18 protein-coding genes are annotated in these 17,444 nt (G+C 66.4%); 7 read left to right on the forward strand and 11 right to left on the reverse strand.

Annotated elements, in window-relative coordinates:
* Positions 1-89: 89 nt before the first annotated feature.
* The 4 genes from AC6HZP_RS10675 to AC6HZP_RS10690 all read right to left on the reverse strand — a co-directional run bounded on the left by AC6HZP_RS10675 (position 90) and on the right by AC6HZP_RS10690 (position 2,739).
* Positions 90-1,232 (reverse strand): aq_1923 C-terminal domain, encoded by a 1,143-nt coding sequence (locus AC6HZP_RS10675; protein WP_497526534.1) that lies wholly within the window; start codon positions 1,230-1,232, stop codon positions 90-92.
* Positions 1,233-1,439: 207 nt separating this feature from the next.
* Entirely contained in the window at positions 1,440-1,601 is a 162-nt protein-coding gene (locus AC6HZP_RS10680; RefSeq protein WP_201403539.1) for a hypothetical protein, read from the reverse strand.
* A gap of 168 nt (positions 1,602-1,769) precedes the next feature.
* Positions 1,770-1,937 carry a hypothetical protein gene (locus tag AC6HZP_RS10685; protein WP_497526535.1) on the reverse strand — a complete coding sequence of 56 codons (168 nt, stop codon included), beginning with the start codon at positions 1,935-1,937 and terminating at the stop codon, positions 1,770-1,772.
* A 103-nt stretch (positions 1,938-2,040) separates the two neighbouring features.
* Positions 2,041-2,739, reverse strand: coding sequence for a pentapeptide repeat-containing protein (locus AC6HZP_RS10690; RefSeq protein ID WP_497526536.1), 699 nt, complete (start codon positions 2,737-2,739; stop codon positions 2,041-2,043).
* A 259-nt stretch (positions 2,740-2,998) separates the two neighbouring features.
* On the opposite strand from AC6HZP_RS10690, the gene AC6HZP_RS10695 reads away from it, so the two are divergent.
* The 3 genes from AC6HZP_RS10695 to AC6HZP_RS10705 are packed head-to-tail and all read left to right on the forward strand — an operon-like array spanning position 2,999 to position 6,191.
* Positions 2,999-3,313 carry an NIPSNAP family protein gene (locus AC6HZP_RS10695; protein ID WP_201403542.1) on the forward strand — a complete coding sequence of 105 codons (315 nt, stop codon included), beginning with the start codon at positions 2,999-3,001 and terminating at the stop codon, positions 3,311-3,313.
* A gap of 12 nt (positions 3,314-3,325) precedes the next feature.
* Positions 3,326-5,173 (forward strand): TRAP transporter large permease, encoded by a 1,848-nt coding sequence (locus tag AC6HZP_RS10700; RefSeq protein ID WP_497526537.1) that lies wholly within the window; start codon positions 3,326-3,328, stop codon positions 5,171-5,173.
* A 13-nt stretch (positions 5,174-5,186) separates the two neighbouring features.
* A complete protein-coding gene (locus AC6HZP_RS10705) occupies positions 5,187-6,191 on the forward strand; it encodes a TRAP transporter substrate-binding protein (RefSeq protein ID WP_497526538.1) in 1,005 nt (334 codons plus the stop codon).
* Positions 6,192-6,479: 288 nt separating this feature from the next.
* Here AC6HZP_RS10705 and AC6HZP_RS10710 read toward each other — a convergent pair whose 3' ends face one another.
* Positions 6,480-7,085 carry a TetR/AcrR family transcriptional regulator gene (locus AC6HZP_RS10710; protein ID WP_497526539.1) on the reverse strand — a complete coding sequence of 202 codons (606 nt, stop codon included), beginning with the start codon at positions 7,083-7,085 and terminating at the stop codon, positions 6,480-6,482.
* 107 nt (positions 7,086-7,192) lie between these two features.
* Between AC6HZP_RS10710 and AC6HZP_RS10715 the strand changes: the two genes are divergently transcribed.
* Positions 7,193-7,600, forward strand: coding sequence for a VOC family protein (locus AC6HZP_RS10715; protein WP_497526540.1), 408 nt, complete (start codon positions 7,193-7,195; stop codon positions 7,598-7,600).
* A 4-nt stretch (positions 7,601-7,604) separates the two neighbouring features.
* On the opposite strand, the gene AC6HZP_RS10720 is transcribed toward AC6HZP_RS10715, so the two are convergent.
* Together AC6HZP_RS10720 and AC6HZP_RS10725 are read right to left on the reverse strand one after the other, a co-directional pair.
* The gene (locus tag AC6HZP_RS10720) at positions 7,605-8,042 is read right to left on the reverse strand and encodes an RES family NAD+ phosphorylase (protein WP_497526541.1); all 438 of its coding nucleotides are present in this window, start codon (positions 8,040-8,042) and stop codon (positions 7,605-7,607) included.
* Between the two features lie 25 nt (positions 8,043-8,067).
* The gene (locus AC6HZP_RS10725) at positions 8,068-8,496 is read right to left on the reverse strand and encodes an Xre family toxin-antitoxin system antitoxin (RefSeq protein WP_201403548.1); all 429 of its coding nucleotides are present in this window, start codon (positions 8,494-8,496) and stop codon (positions 8,068-8,070) included.
* 275 nt (positions 8,497-8,771) lie between these two features.
* Between AC6HZP_RS10725 and AC6HZP_RS10730 the strand changes: the two genes are divergently transcribed.
* Both AC6HZP_RS10730 and AC6HZP_RS10735 read left to right on the forward strand, forming a co-directional pair.
* Positions 8,772-9,251 (forward strand): porin, encoded by a 480-nt coding sequence (locus tag AC6HZP_RS10730; RefSeq protein WP_497526542.1) that lies wholly within the window; start codon positions 8,772-8,774, stop codon positions 9,249-9,251.
* 13 nt (positions 9,252-9,264) lie between these two features.
* Positions 9,265-9,741 (forward strand): porin, encoded by a 477-nt coding sequence (locus tag AC6HZP_RS10735; protein ID WP_497526543.1) that lies wholly within the window; start codon positions 9,265-9,267, stop codon positions 9,739-9,741.
* 205 nt (positions 9,742-9,946) lie between these two features.
* Here AC6HZP_RS10735 and AC6HZP_RS10740 read toward each other — a convergent pair whose 3' ends face one another.
* The 4 genes from AC6HZP_RS10740 to AC6HZP_RS10755 all read right to left on the reverse strand — a co-directional run bounded on the left by AC6HZP_RS10740 (position 9,947) and on the right by AC6HZP_RS10755 (position 16,784).
* The gene (locus AC6HZP_RS10740; protein ID WP_497526544.1) at positions 9,947-10,789 is read right to left on the reverse strand and encodes an HAD family hydrolase; all 843 of its coding nucleotides are present in this window, start codon (positions 10,787-10,789) and stop codon (positions 9,947-9,949) included.
* Between the two features lie 90 nt (positions 10,790-10,879).
* On the reverse strand, positions 10,880-14,575 hold the full coding sequence (locus AC6HZP_RS10745; RefSeq protein ID WP_497526545.1) for a vitamin B12-dependent ribonucleotide reductase: 3,696 nt from the start codon (positions 14,573-14,575) through the stop codon (positions 10,880-10,882).
* 1,223 nt (positions 14,576-15,798) lie between these two features.
* Complete coding sequence (locus tag AC6HZP_RS10750; protein WP_497526546.1) at positions 15,799-16,203, reverse strand: NADH:ubiquinone oxidoreductase subunit NDUFA12; 405 nt, start codon at positions 16,201-16,203, stop codon at positions 15,799-15,801.
* Between the two features lie 104 nt (positions 16,204-16,307).
* On the reverse strand, positions 16,308-16,784 hold the full coding sequence (locus AC6HZP_RS10755; protein ID WP_497526547.1) for a MarR family winged helix-turn-helix transcriptional regulator: 477 nt from the start codon (positions 16,782-16,784) through the stop codon (positions 16,308-16,310).
* 210 nt (positions 16,785-16,994) lie between these two features.
* On the opposite strand from AC6HZP_RS10755, the gene AC6HZP_RS10760 reads away from it, so the two are divergent.
* Entirely contained in the window at positions 16,995-17,423 is a 429-nt protein-coding gene (locus tag AC6HZP_RS10760; protein WP_497526548.1) for an organic hydroperoxide resistance protein, read from the forward strand.
* Positions 17,424-17,444 lie beyond the last annotated feature (21 nt).

Below are 17,444 nucleotides of genomic sequence, written 5' to 3' on the forward strand. Positions count from 1 at the left end.
AAAGAAAAAACCGGGCGGTCTGCACCGCCCGGGATCCATTCATCGCGTTTCGGGCGCGGGGCCCGCGACGCGCAAGAGAGGCGGTGACCTCAGTTGTTGGCCTTGATGTCGACGGCCAGCACGTCCGGCAGCGTCTGCGGCGCGGTCGAGGCGGCGCCGAAGATCTGCATGACCGGAACCGGGTTGCCCGGGGCGGCCGTGATCGTCAGCGACTTCGGATCCTTCAGGAAAGCGGTCGCGGCGGTGGCGATGCGGTCCTGGAAGTTCTGGTTGCCGACGACGGAGAGCAGCAGGGGCAGGGCGCCGCTGATCTGGTCGACGAACTGGTCCGGCGTCGCGCCCATGGCCTTCGCCTGCATGTCGATGACGCGCTGGACGATGCCGGCATTGTCGAAGCGGATCGTCGCGGCGTCGACGGTGGCGGTCGCGGCGAGCTCCGACAGCTTGTCCGGATCCTGCAGCTTCTCGCGCGGCAGGCCGCCGAAGGTGCCGGTGATGGCGAGCTTGCCGACATCCTTGCCGTCGAAGCTGATCGACTTGAAGGTGAAGGTCTTGTTGGAGCCGTCATAGCTGCCGTCGATGGCGACGTCGAAGTTCAGCTTGTCGTAGCCGAGCTGCTCGACCCAGTCCTTGGTCTGCTCGTCCGACTTCAGCACGTCGCCGGGCACGTTGACGCCGTTGACATGGAGCTGGCCGTCGTTCGGCGCGCCCTCGATGACGTTGCCGAGCGCGACGTTGAAGCTGTCGACGGTGATCGGCGCCGGCGCCTCGGTCGACACGACGCTGATGGTCGAGATCTCGAGGTTCGAGAAGGGGGTGATCTTGGCCTTGGAGTTGATCTCGGTCGGCGCCGGGACGATCGCGTCCTTGGCGAGGCCCTTGGTCCAGTTGATCGTCGTTTCCTTGTCGACGATCTTGCCCGAATCGAAGCCGATGCTGGCCGCCGTGAAGCCGCCGGCGGTGCGCTCGATCGGGCTCTCGATGACGAGCAGCGGGATCGTCACGTCGCCGCCATGCTTCGCCTTGATCACCACGTTGCTCAACGTGACGTTGTCGCCGTCCGCCTTGGCGGCATCGAACGTGACCTTGGCCTCGTCCCGGGTCTGGGCCGCGGCGACGAAGGCGTCTGCGATCTTCTGGGCATCGGGGGCAGCGAAGGCCGCCGTCGACAGCATCAGCGCCGAAGCCAGCGTGAGGCTGCGCACCGCGAAGCCGGAAACCGTCAGGTTCATTATGTCCTCCAAGGAACGAATCGGAAGGGCCCGGGTGTGTGCCCGGGCCATGACTGGTGGGCATTCTGGACGGAGTTCATGGCGAGAGCAAGAACCGGCCCGATGGCTGTGACGGAGTTCACCCGCGTCGAATGGGCCGCTTGCACGCGCGCGAAACTTCCCGCCCCGCGCGCACTCCGTTGGTTGCGGCAATCCGGCCCGCTGGTCTCAGCGGTGATTGGAGGAACAGGCATTGATGTCCTGCGTGCCGCCGGAGCCGCAGGCATTGACCGGCTCCATGGCGCGGATGGCCGGCGAATTCGGATCGGTGGTGCAACCGCTGAGCCCGAGGAGGGTGCAGAGGACGAGAAGGACGGAGAATTGGGGCATGATGACTCAAAGGTGGGGGGCAGATGCCAGTTAGATAGGGCGTCCGGCGCGCGTAAACAGCCGGGCGAGAACGGGATCCTTTCCGCGCGCTGTCGCTCGCGGAAGGGATCCCGTGCTGCTGGGTATCGTGGCTGCTATCGGCGCGGGAGAGACGTCTCTTCCGCGATACTAGCGACCGCGGCCGCTCGGGCAATCCTCGGCGTTGGCCGAGCCGCCGGGTCCGCAGGCGTTGACGGGGTTCATGGCCTCGATGCCGGGGGCATTCGGATTGCTGGTGCATCCGGCGAGGGGCACGAGGCTGGAGCCGATGGCAAGGGCGAGAAGTAGTGCACGCATGGGTACTCTCCTCCGCGGCGAGGTTGCCGCAGCGTCAATATAGCGCCCGGCGGCCGGGTGACCAGAGACCTGTTCAACCCAAGGATGGCGCTGGGGGTACGCCTCAGAGCACGATGAGACCGATTCCCTTCAGGAGCTCGCTCGCCTGCGCCTTCGAGATGATAGCCTTGCGGAACAGCGCGGCGTCGGCGAGCGTGATGTCGCCCAAATCGCAGCCGCGCAGGTCGGCGCTCTCGAACTTGGCCGCCTTCAGATTGGCGGAGCGGAGCGACGAATCGACGAAGATCGCGTGGCGGAAATCGGAGCCGGCGAGATCGGCATCGGCGAAGTCGACCCCGTCGATCGTCTCCTTGCGGAAGGAGATGTTGCGCAGCATCGCGCCGTTCAAGCGGGAGCGGCGGAACGAGATGCCCAGCGTCGCCGCGCCCTGAAAGTCGCCGCCCGTCAGCTTGCAGTCCTCGAAGCTCGCCTGGGACAGCCGCGCGCCGGCGAAGTCGGCATTGCTGAAATTCGAGTGGCTGAATTGCGCTTCGGAGAGATCCGCGCCGGCGAGCTTGGTCTTGAGGCTGCGCGTGCCGGTCCAGCGCGAGCGCGAGGCGTCGACACCGCGAAGATCAGAGCCGCTGACGTCGCAATGCTCGAACACGGCCTCGGACAGATTGAGCCCGGTCATGTCGCAGTCCGTCAGCCGGCAATTGACGAAGCGCGCGCCGGCAAGCTGCGTCGTTCCGTCGAGAAACTTCGACAGCCGGACTTCCGCGACGACGAGTTCTTCGAACAGGCGCGGCTGGGATTTGCGCATCGAATCGAGCCCTCCCGGAGGCTGTCATTTTACCGTCACGTGCGGCGCGGCGCCATGCGGAGCGGTTTTTTCCAATCGCGGCGCGCGCGGGAGAATATCCTTGCCATGCCGGACAATGCGGTCGCCAAGCCCGCCATTTTCGCCTAAGCCGGGGCGATCGAGCGGTGGCGGCCAGGCGGTTTCCCCAAGCCGATCAGGATGTTCCGGCTGGATCCTGCGAGCCGACGCGGGAGGGCGGGACGCGCGGACGGAGCAGGCGATGATTGTCGACGAGCGGACCTATGCCATCCACCCGGCCCATGTCCGGGAATATCTCGATCTCTATGTGCGCGAGGGGATGGAACTGCAGATCCACCATCTCGGCCATCTGATCGGCTGGTTCACCACCGATGTCGGCACGGTGAACGAGGTGGTGCACATGTGGGGCTTCGAGGGGCTTGGCGAGCGCGAGCGCCGCCGCGCCGCCATGGAAGCCGATCCCGAATGGCAGAAGTTCCGCGCCCGCACCTCCGGCTTCGTCCAGAGCATGCGCAGCCGCATCCTGCGGCCGACGGCCTTCTCGCCGCTGCGCTAGGGACGGGCAGCTTTGTCGTCGAGCGAAACCCTGGTGACGCGCGAGGCCTTCGCGGCGGCCGTCGCCGGCCGTCTGCTGCGCGGGCTCGAGGGGCTCCTCGGCCTCGTCTGCGCGGGGCTGCTGGTGGCGTTGCTCGGCGTGGTGATCACGGCGGTGGCGCTGCGCTACGGTTTCGGCGGCGGCTTTGCCGGCTCCGACGAGCTGGCGATCTGGCTGCATGTCGCGCTGATCGCCTTCGGCGCGCCGCTCGCCATCAACAGCGCGCTCGCCATGCGGCTCGATGTCTTCACGCGGCTGCTGCCGGCCTGGGGGCAGCGAACCGCAGATATCGTCGCCGACGCCTTCGTCCTCGTCGGCGGACTGGTGCTGGTATCCGGCGCCGCCGAGATCGCAGCGATGATCGGCGGTGTCTCGCCGATGCTCGATCTGCCGGAATGGATCCGCTTCGCGCTTTTGGGCGGCGGCGGCGCGCTGGTGCTGCTGGCGGTGTCGCTGCAGCGGATCGCCGCCGGGCGTAGTCTCCGGCTGCTAGCCTCGCTGGCGATCGCCGTCGTCGTCTATGGCGGCGCCGGCAGACTCGAGATCGCGACGTCGCTGCCGCCGAGCCTCGCACTCGGGCTGATCGCGCTGGTCGGGCTCATCGTCTCGGCGCCGCTGCCCTACGCCTTCCTCGCCGCCGCCTATCTCGCCATTCCCTTCGGCAGCACCATGCCGGAGCCCGCCATGGTCGGCTCCGTTGTCTCGGGCCTGTCGAAGTTCCTCCTGCTCGCGATTCCCTTCTTCCTGCTGGCGGGCGGCCTGCTCACCGCCTCCGGCGTCGCCGGCCAGCTGGTGCGCTTCGCCGCAGCGCTGGTCGGTCACAAGCGGGCGGGCCTCGCGCAGACGACGCTGCTCACCAGCGTGCTGTTCTCCGGCGCCTCCGGTTCGTCCGTCGCCAATGCCGCCTTCGGCGCCAGCACCTTCCAGCCGGAGTTGGTCAAGCACGGCTATCCGCCGGCGCAGGCCGGCGCGATCATCGCCTCGACCTCGGTGCTCGACAACGTCATTCCGCCGTCGATCGCCTTCCTGATCCTCGCCGCGGCGACCAATCTTTCCGTCGGCAAGCTGCTGGTCGGCGGCTTCGTCGCCGGCGCGGTGATGGCGGTGTCGCTCGCCGTCGCCATCCATTGGACGGTGCGGGGCGGCGCCACGGCGATGCCCTCGTCCAGCGCGGAAAAGTGGCGCGCGGCGGTGGCGGCGATCCCCGCCTTCGGCCTCGGCTTCATCGTCGTCGCCGGCATCCGCTTCGGCATCGTCACGACGACCGAGGCGGCGGCGCTCGCCGCGCTCTATACGCTCGGCCTCGGCCTGTTCGGCCGGCTCCGCGCCGCCAGCCTCTACGACGCCTTCCGCCAGGCCGGCACCGAGGCTTCCGCCATCGGCCTCCTGATCGGCACGGCGGCGCCCTTCGCCTTCCTGCTCGCCGTCGACGACATCTCCGGCCTGGTGGCGAGCCTCGCCGGCGCCTTCGGCAACAGCGCCGTCGCCGTCATGCTGCTCAGCAATGTCATCCTGCTTGTCGTCGGCCTCGTCCTCGATATCGGCGCGGCGATCCTGCTGTTCGGGCCGCTGCTCCTGCCGCTCGCGGTCGCCGCCGGCATTGATCCCATCCATTTCGGCGTGATCGTCGTCGTCAATCTGATGATCGGCGGCCTGACGCCGCCGGTCGGCATGCTGGTCTATGTCGTCAGCGGCGTCACGCGCCTGCCGGCGGCGTCGCTGTTCCGCGCCATCCTGCCTTATCTCGCCGCGCTGATCGTCTCGCTCGCCATTCTCTCGGCCGGCGCCGTCGTCGCCAGCGCCCTCGTTGCTCCCCGCTAGGAAAGAGCCCGCCATGTCCGTCTTCAACCGCCGCCAGTTCCTCCGATCCGCAACGCTCGCCGGCACCGCGGCGCTCGCGGCTCCCGCGCTGATCGGCCGGGCCGAGGCGGCAGTGCGGACACTGACCGTCGCGTCTCTGCTCGGCCCCGACAAGCCGGAGACGATGATCTGGCAGAACATCCGCGATCGCGTCGAGGCCGAGCTTCCCGGCGCCTTCCGCTTCAACATCGTCCAGAACGCGGCGCTCGGCGGTGAGAAGGAGGTGGCCGAGGGGCTCCGCCTCGGCTCGATCCAGGCTTCGCTCTCGACCGTCTCGGCGCTTTCCGGCTGGGTGCCGGAGGCGCAGATCCTCGACCTGCCGTTCATTTTTCGCGACGGCAACCACCTGAACCGCGTGCTCGACGGCGATCTCGGCGCCGAACTGAAGCAGAAATTCGCCGCGCAGCAGTTCATCGTCGCCGACTACATCAACTACGGCGCCCGCCACCTGCTCGCCAAGGAGGCGATTACCGTTCCCGAGCAGCTCGCCGGCAAGCGCATCCGCGTCCTGCAGAGCCCGTTGCATACCGCGCTCTGGTCGGCGCTCGGCGCCAATCCGGCGGCGATCCCGATCCCCGAGACCTACAACGCGCTGGCGACCGGCGTCGTCGACGCCATGGACCTGACCAAATCCGCCTATGCCGGCTTCAAACTCTACGAGGTCGTGCCCTGGCTGACCGAGACCGGCCACATCTGGGCCTCCGGCGTCGTGATGTTCGCGGCGCCCTTCTGGAACGGCCTCAGCGACAAGGAGAAGGAAGTCTTCCAGCAGGCAGCGCAGGCGGGCGCCGCCTATTTCGACGCGCTGATCGTCGCCGACGAGGGCGCCTCGATCGAGCTGGCGCTGGAGAATGGCGGCCATGTCATCCAGCCGGAGGACCGCCCGGCCTGGGAAGCCGGCGCGCATCCGGTCTGGCAGCAATTCGCCGACAAGGTCGGCGGCATGGACAAGATCGAGGCAATCCGCGCGGCGGACTGAGTTCAGGCGGAGGAGGGGGATGCTTTCTTGCTCCTCGCTCTGGAGACTGCTGCAGAACGCAATCCCCATCATGCTGAGGAGGCCCGAAGGGCCGTCTCGAAGCACGCAGAGCGGTCGTGCAGTCGAAAAGCTGCATAGAGACCGTGCGTCCTTCGAGGCCCGAGCTGCGCTCGGGCACCTCAGGATGTTGGAGATCGGGCGCTGCATGTCGGTTGGACAGGGTTGCGCGAAGGTCTTCTCGGGGAGAGGTGAAATCCGGGCGTTCCTGAAAAGGGGGCTGCTCCCGCCTTAGGCACCGGCGAGCCGCCGGGCCATGAGCCCCGCCAGCACTTGCTCGACGATGGCAGCGAGTTCCCCGGCGCTGGCGCCGTCGCGCGCCTGCACGGAAAGGCCCTGCATCACGGCGATGAGATAGCGGGCGAGCGCCGGCGCTTCCGCCTCGCCTGTCCAGGGGGCGAGGGCGCGGACGATCGCCTCGCGATAGCGATCCCGCCGCTCCGCCACGATGCGCGCCACGCCCTCGTGCTCGGGATTGGCGAAGATCATGCCGGTGGAGATCATGCAGCCGAGCTCGCCGGCCGGATGGGTGACGGCGGATACGCTCGCCTCCAGCAGCTGCCGGACGGCGTCCTCCAGCGTCTCCGCCTCGCCGGCCTCGGGCAGGCCGACGGTCGACAGCGCCTCGTAGCGGCCGAGCGCTTCCGCATAGAGCTCGGCCTTGCTGCCGAAGGCGGCGTAGAGGCTGGGCGGCGCGATGCCGAGCGCGCGCGTTAGCTCGCCGATCGAGACGCCCTCATAGCCATGCCGCCAGAACAGCCGCATGGCGATGTCGAGCGCACGATCGCGATCAAAGCTGCGCGGCCGCCCGCCGCGTGATTTTTCCCGAAGTTCCATAGCGATCACTAAATATCCCTTGACCCCTTCCGTCAAGTTCAGGTTGTTTAGTGATCACTAAGAATCATTCAGGCTTCCGTCGCGACGTCGAAAATCAGGAAAATCCCATGATCCTAAAGACCTACGCCCGCGTCTTCACCAACGATGCCGAGAGCGCGCTGGCAACGTTCCGGGCGCTGCACGGCGCCGAGCCGCATCTGAACTTCCGCTTCGGCGAGTGGGACCTGATCGGCATCGGCGACACGTTCATCGTCGGCGGCACCGACGCGGCGCTGGCGCCGATCCGCGACAGCCATGGTCCGTGGATCGTTCGGGATCTCGACGAGGCGCAGCGCCGGCTGGAGCAGGCCGGCGCGACGATCACGCAAGCGGCGGCGGCGTCGCCGACCGGGCGCTTCCTCTATGCCCGCCACGCCGACGGCACGCTCGTCGAATATGTGGAGTGGACGCCCGAGCTGGTGGAAGAATTCATCCGCGCGCCGCAGCGCGAGGGCCGGCTGTCGTCGCAATTGTGAGCCCTCAGGGCTGCCAGAGCCGGGCGTCGAAGCGAAACGGCCGCTGGCTTTCCACCCTCAGCCCCGCCGCGTCGGGATGGGCGGGGTTGATCAGCAGGTTCGAACTCTCCGGCACGATGAAGGAGGGCACGCGCAGGATCGGCGTCCGCGCCTCGGCCAGCCAGGCGTCGCCCGTCGCCTGCGGGGCCTCCGGCAGCGTATCGACCGTCTCGACCGCGAGGCCGTCGACGGCGATGCCGGTCAGCACATAATCGTCCGGCAGCAGGTCGGGCGTCAGGTCGAGATGGACGCGAACCTCGAGCACGGCGAGTGCCGCCGTCTCGGCCGCATAGATCAGCGTCCGTCCCGGTGAGTTCCAGCGCCCGCCATAGAGCCGAGCCCCCGTGCCCGAGAGATCGGCATAGGGAGCGCGGCTGATGCGCCAGGCGATCAAGCGCGGCACGCCGCGAGGCGAGGGAAGTGGCCCATCACGCCGCGATGCCGTGGTTGATCCGGCCGAGTAAAGTCTCGACCTGCAGCGCGCCTTCCGACGTGTCGAGCAGCGACAGCGGCGTCTCGTCGTCGAGCGCCGTCGTCGGCCGGCGCAGCCATGAGGCCGCCTTCTCCTTCGAGCCGAACGTGTCTTCCGCCGCCGCGATGACGCGGGCGGCGCGCATCAGCCGGTCGGACTGGTCGGCGGTGAGCGTGCCGATCTTGCGGCGGTGCGACAGCGTTTTTCGCGGCAGGACGACGAGATCCAGCTCGGCCAGCGTCATCCGCCCGCTGTCGAGCACATGCTCGACCGCCTGGACCGGCAAGCCATGCCGGACGGCCGCGATCAGGTCGCGCCCGCTGCGGATCGAAAGCCCGAGCGCGCTCTCGCCGCCAACGATGTCGAGCGCTTGCGTGTGAGCCATGGAAACCTCCGCGCTTCTGGCGATATGCCCACAAGATAGGGGCACATCGCCGCCCAGGCAAGGAGAGGCCCGGCCGACATGCCTCGGCCGAACCATGGCGCGCGCCGATCGGGCTTGGGTGCGATCGGTTGCAAAGCTGCAACACGGTAAAGGAATGATGAATGGCAGCCTTATGGGATGGCAGGCGATCTTGTTGGAAAGGAAATTGCGGCGCTAGTCTCGCGCTGCGTAAGGCGGGGCCCGGCGGCGTCGCAGCGCTTCTGTAGGGGCACAACATGAAGATTTCGGCCATTGGCGCCGCGACGCTCGTCGCGGCGAGCGCTCTCGCTATGCCTGCGCCCGCCCGGGCCGCGATCGAATATGTCCGGGTCTGCAATTCGTTCGGTGTTGGCTACCAGTACATCCCGGGCACCGACACCTGCGTCAAGGTGGCGACCGGCGAGACGGCGAAGAACACCGAGAACGGGCCGGTCTTCGGCAAGACGGAGCTGGCCTCCCGCGTCGACCAGGCCTTCGACGCGATCGACGAGGCGAATGAGGGCGTGGCGGTGATGAGCTCGCTGCCGGTGCCGATCATCGAGAAGAACCACAATTTCGCGCTGGCCGGCAATTTCGCCCAGTTCGACAGCGACGGCGCCTTCGGCCTCGCCGGCGCCTTCCGCGTCAACAGCCATCTGACCTTCAACGGCGGCCTCGCGGTCGGTGCCGACCAGGGCAAGGTCGGCGGCCGCGTCGGCTTCAACCTCTCCTGGTAGGGCGGGCAGCAGCATGGCCATCAGGATCACGATCCTCGGCGCCGCCGTCCTCCTCGCCGTAGCGCCTGTCCCCGTGCGCGCCGCGCCGGTGGAATATGTGCGCGTCTGCAACACGTTCGGCCCCGGCTATCAATATATCCCGGGCACCGAAACCTGCGTTCGGGTCGATACCGGCGAGACCGCGCGCCAGACCGAGAACGGCCCGGTCTTCGGCCAGACGGACCTCGCCGAGCGGATCGACCAGGCCTTCGCCTCGGCCAAAGAGACCAGCCGCGCCGCCGCGGTGATCGGCGCGCTGCCGGTTCCGATCATCGAGCAGGGGCACAATTTCGCGCTCGCCGGCAATTTCGCCCAGTTCGAGGACGACGGCGCCTTCGGCCTCGCCGGCGCCTTCCGCATCAACAACAACGTCACCTTCAACGGCGGCCTCGCCATCGGCGCCGACGAAGGCAAGGTCGGCGGAAGGATCGGGCTGAACGTGTCGTGGTAGGGGCGGGGCCCCGCCCCGCCCGCGCTTTGCCCGAACCGCACGCTCTGTCGTCATCCCCGCGAAGGCGGGGATCCATGCAGCCGGGTTCTTCGTCGCGATCGACGCTCCGGCTGGATGGATCCCGGGTCAAGCCCGGATGACGGCGAGTTTGGTTCGACTGTACTAGAAGGCCCTGCGGTTGCTTTCGTGCAGGCGCTCTTTGCAGCTAATCGTCCGCCCGGACGTGCTGAGCGGCGGAGCGTGTCGCAACCAGGTCGATCTGCGCCTTTACAATTCTGTCTATTCTGCTTCCAGCATCATAATTTGCCGGGGACACGCAATGAACGCGCCCGTCATTCTTGTATTGCTCAGCTTTCGATTTGGCGCCGCTGGTATGCGGCCTGTATACCGCAATCGACAATCCGCCCTGCTCCTTGACCAGCCGGAAGCAAGGTATGTCAGTTGATCCGTCGCCTATGAAGATCATGTTCTCGAACGGAACTGGCCGATCCTGTTTGGCTACGAACCGGTTCACTTCCGAGTTTTCACTCAGGTCGTGAGCATCTTTGTTGATGCGGAATAGGTATTGGGTTTTTGTTGTGTAGTTAACGGCCAATGCAGGCCAGTCAGCGACGCCGTTTTGATTAAAGATGAACTTCGAAGCATATACTTGAGAAAACTTAGATGCGATCGGCGTCCCGGCAAATATCTCGGCATTGCCAGAGGAAATCAAAACATGGTCGACACGAACTTCTTGCGCTCGCGCGTACTCGGTAATTCGGTCAAACCATTCAATCACCCCGTCGAAGAGCTTAATTTGCTCGCCGTGGGCCTTGAAGTTTTCGCGGCGCACGGGGACATTCGCCGCATTAGCCTTCTTCAACATCAAGTTCATGTACACTAGCACTTCGTCAGCTTGGTGCTCCTGCGTGAGGCGTTTAACCTCCGCCCAGAAAACGGCCGGCTTTATACCTATGTCCGGAAGGAACTGATGTTCCTGCATATTGCCGGGAGCGAGCGTTCCATCGAAGTCATATGCGATTGCCATGCGTGCATGTTTCTTCGCCATGTGGGTCGTGGTTTCCAGCTTCTATCTTTGTGACTTGGCCATAAAAGAAGGGCCGGCATTTCTGCCGGCCCTAACTTCCAGAAAAACTAGTTACGAGCAGCCGCTCGTATTGCCGCAGGTGTCGCACTTCAGGCAGGTGCCGTTGCGGACCATGGTGAAGTTGCCGCATTCGGTGCAGCTTTCGCCCTCGTAGCCCTTCATCCGCGCGATCGCGACTTGTTCGGCCGCCTTCGGCTTCGGCTGGGCCGAGGCCGGCTCGGCGTGGCCGATAGCGAGCTCCGCCTCGGTGGCGACGTCGCGCTTGAAGGCGGTGGCGGCCGCGCCGCCGACGCTCGTCGTGCGCAGCGCCGTCACGGTCGAGCCGGTGGCGGTGGGAGCCGTCGCTGCGCCCTTCGATTCCCCGGCGCGGTCGACCAGCTTGAAGCGCTCGGTCTTGCCGCGGACGAGGCCGTGGCTCACCGGGGCAGGCCGGCCGGTCGGCTGGTCGCCGCCGCCGAGCGTCGTGGCGTTGTTGTCGTCGGGGACGACATGCGCCAGGTCGTTGCGGCCGAGATAGGAGACGGCGAGCTCGCGGAACACGTAGTCGAGGATCGAGGTCGCGTTCTTGATCGCCTCGTTGCCGGTGACGAGGCCCGCCGGCTCGAAGCGGGTGAACACGAAGGCCTCGACATATTCTTCCAGAGGCACGCCGTATTGCAGGCCGAGCGAGATGGCGATGGCGAAGTTGTTCATCATCGCACGGAAGGCGGCGCCTTCCTTGTGCATGTCGATGAAGATCTCGCCGAGGCGGCCGTCGCGATATTCGCCGGTGTGCAGGTAGACCTTGTGGCCGCCGACATTCGCCTTCTGGGTGTAGCCCGTGCGGCGATCCGGCATCTTCTCCCGCTTGCGGACCTCGCGCTCGATGATCCGCTCGACGATGCGCTCGGCGATCTGCTCGGCGCGCGCCGCCGGTGTCTTGGCGACCAGCGCCTCGACCGCGTCCTCGGCGTCGTCCTCGTCATCGGCGAGGAGCTGCGAGTTCAGCGGCTGCGACAGCTTGGAGCCGTCGCGGTAGAGCGCGTTCGCCTTCAGCGCCAGCTTCCACGACAGCATGTAGGCGTTCTTCGCGTCCTCGACGGTCGCGTCGTTCGGCATGTTGATCGTCTTGGAGATGGCGCCCGAGATGAAGGGCTGCGCCGCCGCCATCATGCGGATGTGGCTCTCGACCGAGAGGTAGCGCTTGCCGAGCTTGCCGCAGGGATTGGCGCAATCGAACACGGCGTAGTGCTCGGTCTTCAGGTGCGGGGCGCCCTCGAGCGTCATCGCGCCGCAGACATGCACGTTGGCGGCCTCGATGTCCTTCTTGGAGAAGCCGAGCGCCGGCAGGATCTCGAAGGCCGGGTCGTTCAGCTGCGCCTCGGTGAAGCCGAGGCCCTTCAGGAAGTCCTCGCCGAGCGCCCACTTGTTGAAGACGAACTTGATGTCGAAGGCGGAGGCGAGGCTCGCCTCCAGCTTCTCCAGAACCTCGTCGGTGAAGCCCTTGGCCTTCAGCGTCGTGTGGTTGACGCCCGGCGCCTGGCGCAGCGAGGCGTGGCCGACGGCGTAGGCCTCGATCTCGGCGATCTGGTGCTCGGCATAGCCGAGCGTCTGGAGCGCCTCCGGCACGGCGCGGTTGATGATCTTGAAGTAGCCGCCGCCGGCGAGCTTCTTGAACTTCACCAGCGCGAAGTCCGGCTCGATGCCCGTCGTGTCGCAGTCCATGACCAGGCCGATCGTGCCGGTCGGCGCGATCACCGTCGCCTGGGCGTTGCGGTAGCCGTGCTGCTCGCCAAGCGCCAGCGCCTTGTCCCAGGCGGCCTTGGCATGCTCGCCGAGGCGGGCATCCTTGAGCGAGCCGTGGTCGAGCGGCACCGGCAGGACCGACAGGCCCTCATAGCCAGCGGTTTCGGCATGCGCCGCGCGGCGATGGTTGCGGATGACGCGCAGCATGGGCTCTCGGTTCTTGGCGAAGCCGGGGAAGGGGCCGAGCTCCTTGGCCATCTCGGCCGAGGTGGCATAGGCCGTGCCGGTCATGATCGCCGTCAACGCGCCGCAGATGGCGCGGCCCTCGGCCGAGTCATACGGGATGCCGGCGGTCATCAGCAGGCCGCCGATATTGGCGTAGCCGAGGCCGAGCGTGCGGAACTCGTAGGAGAGCTCGGCAATTTCCTTGGACGGGAACTGCGCCATCAGCACGGAGATTTCGAGCACGACGGTCCAGAGCCGGCAGGCATGCTCGTAGCGCTCGACATCGAAGGACTTGTCCTCGTTGCGGAACTGCAGAAGGTTCAGCGAGGCGAGGTTGCAGGCCGTGTCATCGAGGAACATGTATTCCGAGCAGGGATTGGACGCGTTGATGCGGCCAGACGCCGGGCTGGTGTGCCACTCGTTCATCGTCGTGTTGAAGTGCAGGCCCGGATCGGCGGAAGCCCAGGCGGCGTGGCCGATCTGCTCCCAGAGGTCCCTGGCCTTCAGCGTCTTGGCGACCTTGCCGTCGGTGCGGCGGATCAGCTGCCAGTCCCCATCATCCTCCACCGCGCGGAGGAAATCGTCGGTGATCGAGACGGAGTTGTTGGAGTTCTGGCCGGAGACGGTGAGGTAGGCTTCCGAGTCCCAGTCGGTGTTGTAGGTCGGGAACTCGATGTCGGTGTAGCCCTGCTTGGCGAACTGGATGACGCGCAGGACGTAGTTCTGCGGCACCAGCGCCTTCTTGGCGGCGCGGATCTCGCGCTTCAGGGCCGGGTTCTTGGCCGGGTCGTAGCAATCGTCGCCCGAGCCCTCGCAGTTCACGCAGGCCTTCATGATGGCCTTCAAGTGCTGCGCGTTGATCTTCGAGCCGGTGACGAGGGCGGCGACCTTCTGCTCCTCGTGCACCTTCCAGTTGATGTACTTCTCGATGTCGGGATGGTCGGCGTTGACGACCACCATCTTGGCGGCGCGGCGCGTCGTGCCGCCCGACTTGATGGCGCCCGCCGCGCGGTCGCCGATCTTCAGGAAGCTCATCAGGCCCGACGACTTGCCGCCGCCGGAAAGCTTTTCGCCTTCGCCGCGGAGCGCCGAGAAGTTGGAGCCGGTGCCGGAGCCGTACTTGAACAGGCGCGCCTCGCGGACCCAGAGGTCCATGATGCCGCCCTCGTTCACCAGGTCGTCGGAGACGGACTGGATGAAGCAGGCATGCGGCTGCGGGTGCTCATAGGCGGTCTTCGACTTCACCAGCTTGCCGGTCTTGAAGTCGACGTAGAAATGGCCCTGGCTCGGGCCGTCGATGCCATAGGCCCAGTGCAGGCCGGTGTTGAACCACTGCGGGGAGTTCGGCGCCACCTTCTGGGTCGCCAGCATGAAGCGGTGCTCGTCGAAGAAGGCCTGGGCGTCTTCCTCGGTATCGAAATAGCCGCCCTTCCAGCCCCAGTAGGTCCAGGTGCCGGCAAGACGGTCGAACACCTGGCGCGAATCGATCTCGCCGGTGAAGCGCTCTTTCTCGGGGAGGCTTGCCAGCGCCTTCTCGTCGGCGACCGAGCGCCAGAGGAAGGACGGGACGTCGTTCTCCTCGACGCGCTTCAGCCGCGCCGGGACGCCGGCCTTGCGGAAATATTTCTGGGCGATGATGTCGCTGGCGACCTGGCTCCAGGTCGCGGGCACGGCGATGCCCTCGAGGCTGAAGACGATCGAGCCGTCGGGATTGCGGATCTCGCTCTTGGTCGTTCGGAACTCGATCCCGGCATAGGCTGACTGGCCTGCTGTGGTGTAGCGCCGTTCGATCCGCATCGTCTCAAGCCCCTTGCTTTTTGGTGGCGCGCTTCAAGCGCGTCCCGGCCGGCGCTATCGCGCCCGCTCTGTCCCTTGCCCAACGCCTTACACGCGGATGGGTTCTATCCATCCATCATCTTGTGCTCAAGATACGCTGAGACTCTAAATATAGTATTTACACACCCAAAAGTCAGGGGGTGCGCACTCACACCGCGGACACAATAAGGCGATCAAACGGGGAGGGAGTCTACCCTTCCGCCGCATGCTGATGCTGCCGACAATGTCCTGGAAAATCTGGGCCGAGCGACCCAGAGCGCATTCCAACTCTCAGCCGGAAGCTATTCCGAGTCCGACGAAACCGTCAAGGAATAGTGGTGCCCATTTCAAAGCCGGCTATATCTGGATTTGGGGTTGCAAATTCCGGCGGAGGTCGCGTAGCGCGGGGCCGAGCCCCAGGGAAATCGCGGGAGTTGCAAGGTTAACAAAGCCTTGCGTCGCGAAGCCCCCGGATGCGACGGCGTTGTGACGATCCTGACGCAACGGAAATGATCCCCGCCTTATCCTCAATCTCCACAGATCCGGAGATTCGCCGCCCCTGTGGCAGCCCGGACCTTGCGAAACGCGAAACGGCGGAAAGCCGCCGTCCGGGGTCTGAACGCGATTGCAGGTTGTTTCGGCGGAGGCCGAATCGGCCGGGGTGTTTCGTGTGGGCTACTCACTGAGGAGGGTTGCACCGGGCGCCACTTCTTCACCTCTCCCTGAGGGAGAGGTCGGAGCGAAGCTCCGGGTGAGGGTTTAGGGAACTATCCGGCAAAGCCGTAAACCCTCACCCGCCGGCCTTTGGCCGTCGACCTCTCCCTCAGGGAGAGGTGAAAGGAGCGCGTCCCCCGCACGGACCAGACACTGGAGGAGAGCTTGCAGATGGGCAAGGCTCCGTCGCCCCGGCGGAGGCCGGGGCCCATGAACACCGGCCAAGGAGCTTGGACTAGACACCTTGGCCTGGCCTTGTGGCCACGGAGGATCTGGATCCCGGCCTTCGCCGGGATGACGGCCAAGGCTGGCACGGCCCGAGCTGCGCATCGATGGCAAGATCTCTCTGCGCGCTTCGACGGCCCGTCGGGCCTCCTCGGCATGTTGTTGCGCGAAGGCCTCCTCAGGCCGAGGGTGAGGGCGCCGCCCAAAAACAAAAGAGCCCTCCGCGGGGAGGGCTCTCGAAATCAACCTGCGGGCCGGCGATGCGCCTAGGGCGTCCAGGCCTCGTAGTCGCCGGTCGAGCGCGGACGCTGGTCGGCGCCGACGATCGAGCCCTTGGGGCGGTAGGCGGCGGCGGAGCCGGTGCCGTTCGGCTTGTGCGGCCGCTGCCAGCTGCGCGGCGTGTAGCTCTGCTGCGACGGCGGCGTCTCGACGCGGTGGTGGATCCAGCCGTGCCAGCCGGTCGGGATCGTCGAGGCGTCGGCATAGCCGTTGTAGATGACCCAGCGCCGCTCGGCGAAACCGCCGGCGGTGCGATCGCGGTCCGGCGTGCGGTAATAGGTGTTGCCGAACTCGTCGGTGCCGACCTTCTCGCCCTTGCGGCGGGTGTACCAGCGCGTGCCCATGGTCTGGCCGTTCCACCAGGTGAACAGCTCGGTCAGGAACCAGCCCATTTGTGACCTCTTCTCGAAATCTCGTTGCCCTGCTTATGCCGCCGTGGCGCAGGCAAGTCAAAGGCTGGAATGGCTCGAAGGGGAGAATGCGCCCCGTTTTGCGCTCATCCGTCGCGGCCTGTGTCGGCGCGTCCCTGCGCGGTCAGCGCGTCGCGCAGCGCGGCGATGCTGTCGCGGAGCTCGAGCGCCTGCGTTTGCGTGATCCCGAGGCCGGATCCGAGCGACTTCGTCACCGCGCAGGCATCGCCGAGCAGCGACCGTCCCTGGTCGGTGAGGGCGACCCGCACTTGCCGCTCGTCGGCGGTATCGCGGCGGCGGACCAGATGGCCGGCCGCCTCCAGCCGCTTCAGGAGCGGCGTCAGCGTGTTCGATTCGAGGAAGATGCGCGCGCCGATCTCGCCCACCGTCTGGTCGCCATGCTCGCGAAGGGTGAGGAGCACGAGATATTGCGGATATGTGAGGCCGAGCTTGTCGAGCAGCGGCCGGTAGGCGCGGTTGAAGGCGCCATTGGCCGAATAGATCGCGAAGCAGAGCATGCGGTCGAGATCGAGCGCGGCTGCCGCCGCCGTGGTTTCCGCCATCACGCGCATCTCCCCTGAAAGGCCCTTTCGGCTCCCTAAACCCGTCAAGATAGATCGTGAGCGATTGAAGCGGAAGCGAGAAGGCTGCATGCCGGCCATGCGAAATTATGCATCGTCAGCGATTAGATCGTATGCGATTTAATGCATCGCCGCGACGCAAGCGGCCATGCATCGAAGCGCCAAAGCGCTGCCGCATCCAGGAGCCAGGACATGACGATACTTTATTCCACCGCCGCCACCTCCACCGGCGGCGGCCGCGACGGCCGCAGCACCAGCGCCGATGGCCGGCTCGACCTGCAGCTGAGCGTGCCGAAGCCGCTCGGCGGCAATGACGGTCCCGGCACCAATCCGGAGCAGCTCTTCGCCGCCGGCTATTCCGCCTGCTTCCTGAGCGCGCTGCGTTTCGTCGCCGGCAAGGAGAAGGTGGCGCTGCCGGAGGGCACCACGGTGACGGCCGAGGTCGGCATCGGCCCGCGCGCCGACGGCACCGGCTTCTCGCTCGACGTGGCGCTCGTCGTCGCGCTTCCGGGCTTCGACAAGGCCGCCGGCGAGGACCTCGTCGCCAAGGCGCATGTCGTCTGCCCCTATTCGGAAGCGACCCGCGCCAACCTCGCCGTCCGTCTCTCCGTCGCGGTCTGATCGCTCGACGGATCCAGGCCC

It is taken from the genome of Kaistia sp. SLG-1 (genome assembly GCF_059699055.1).

What these genes read in the sequence shown, in the direction of transcription:
- AC6HZP_RS10710 (WP_497526539.1), bottom strand. Translation starts at nt 7,085, where the DNA reads ATGGAACTTCGGGAAAAATCACGCGGCGGGCGGCCGCGCAGCTTTGAT.
- AC6HZP_RS10735 (WP_497526543.1), top strand. Translation starts at nt 9,265, where the DNA reads ATGGCCATCAGGATCACGATCCTCGGCGCCGCCGTCCTCCTCGCCGTA.
- AC6HZP_RS10680 (WP_201403539.1), bottom strand. Translation starts at nt 1,601, where the DNA reads ATGCCCCAATTCTCCGTCCTTCTCGTCCTCTGCACCCTCCTCGGGCTC.
- AC6HZP_RS10705 (WP_497526538.1), top strand. Translation starts at nt 5,187, where the DNA reads ATGTCCGTCTTCAACCGCCGCCAGTTCCTCCGATCCGCAACGCTCGCC.
- AC6HZP_RS10725 (WP_201403548.1), bottom strand. Translation starts at nt 8,496, where the DNA reads ATGGCTCACACGCAAGCGCTCGACATCGTTGGCGGCGAGAGCGCGCTC.
- AC6HZP_RS10750 (WP_497526546.1), bottom strand. Translation starts at nt 16,203, where the DNA reads ATGGGCTGGTTCCTGACCGAGCTGTTCACCTGGTGGAACGGCCAGACC.
- AC6HZP_RS10690 (WP_497526536.1), bottom strand. Translation starts at nt 2,739, where the DNA reads ATGCGCAAATCCCAGCCGCGCCTGTTCGAAGAACTCGTCGTCGCGGAA.
- AC6HZP_RS10675 (WP_497526534.1), bottom strand. Translation starts at nt 1,232, where the DNA reads ATGAACCTGACGGTTTCCGGCTTCGCGGTGCGCAGCCTCACGCTGGCT.
- AC6HZP_RS10740 (WP_497526544.1), bottom strand. Translation starts at nt 10,789, where the DNA reads ATGGCGAAGAAACATGCACGCATGGCAATCGCATATGACTTCGATGGA.
- AC6HZP_RS10730 (WP_497526542.1), top strand. Translation starts at nt 8,772, where the DNA reads ATGAAGATTTCGGCCATTGGCGCCGCGACGCTCGTCGCGGCGAGCGCT.
- AC6HZP_RS10685 (WP_497526535.1), bottom strand. Translation starts at nt 1,937, where the DNA reads ATGCGTGCACTACTTCTCGCCCTTGCCATCGGCTCCAGCCTCGTGCCC.
- AC6HZP_RS10760 (WP_497526548.1), top strand. Translation starts at nt 16,995, where the DNA reads ATGACGATACTTTATTCCACCGCCGCCACCTCCACCGGCGGCGGCCGC.
- AC6HZP_RS10755 (WP_497526547.1), bottom strand. Translation starts at nt 16,784, where the DNA reads ATGGCGGAAACCACGGCGGCGGCAGCCGCGCTCGATCTCGACCGCATG.
- AC6HZP_RS10715 (WP_497526540.1), top strand. Translation starts at nt 7,193, where the DNA reads ATGATCCTAAAGACCTACGCCCGCGTCTTCACCAACGATGCCGAGAGC.
- AC6HZP_RS10745 (WP_497526545.1), bottom strand. Translation starts at nt 14,575, where the DNA reads ATGCGGATCGAACGGCGCTACACCACAGCAGGCCAGTCAGCCTATGCC.
- AC6HZP_RS10695 (WP_201403542.1), top strand. Translation starts at nt 2,999, where the DNA reads ATGATTGTCGACGAGCGGACCTATGCCATCCACCCGGCCCATGTCCGG.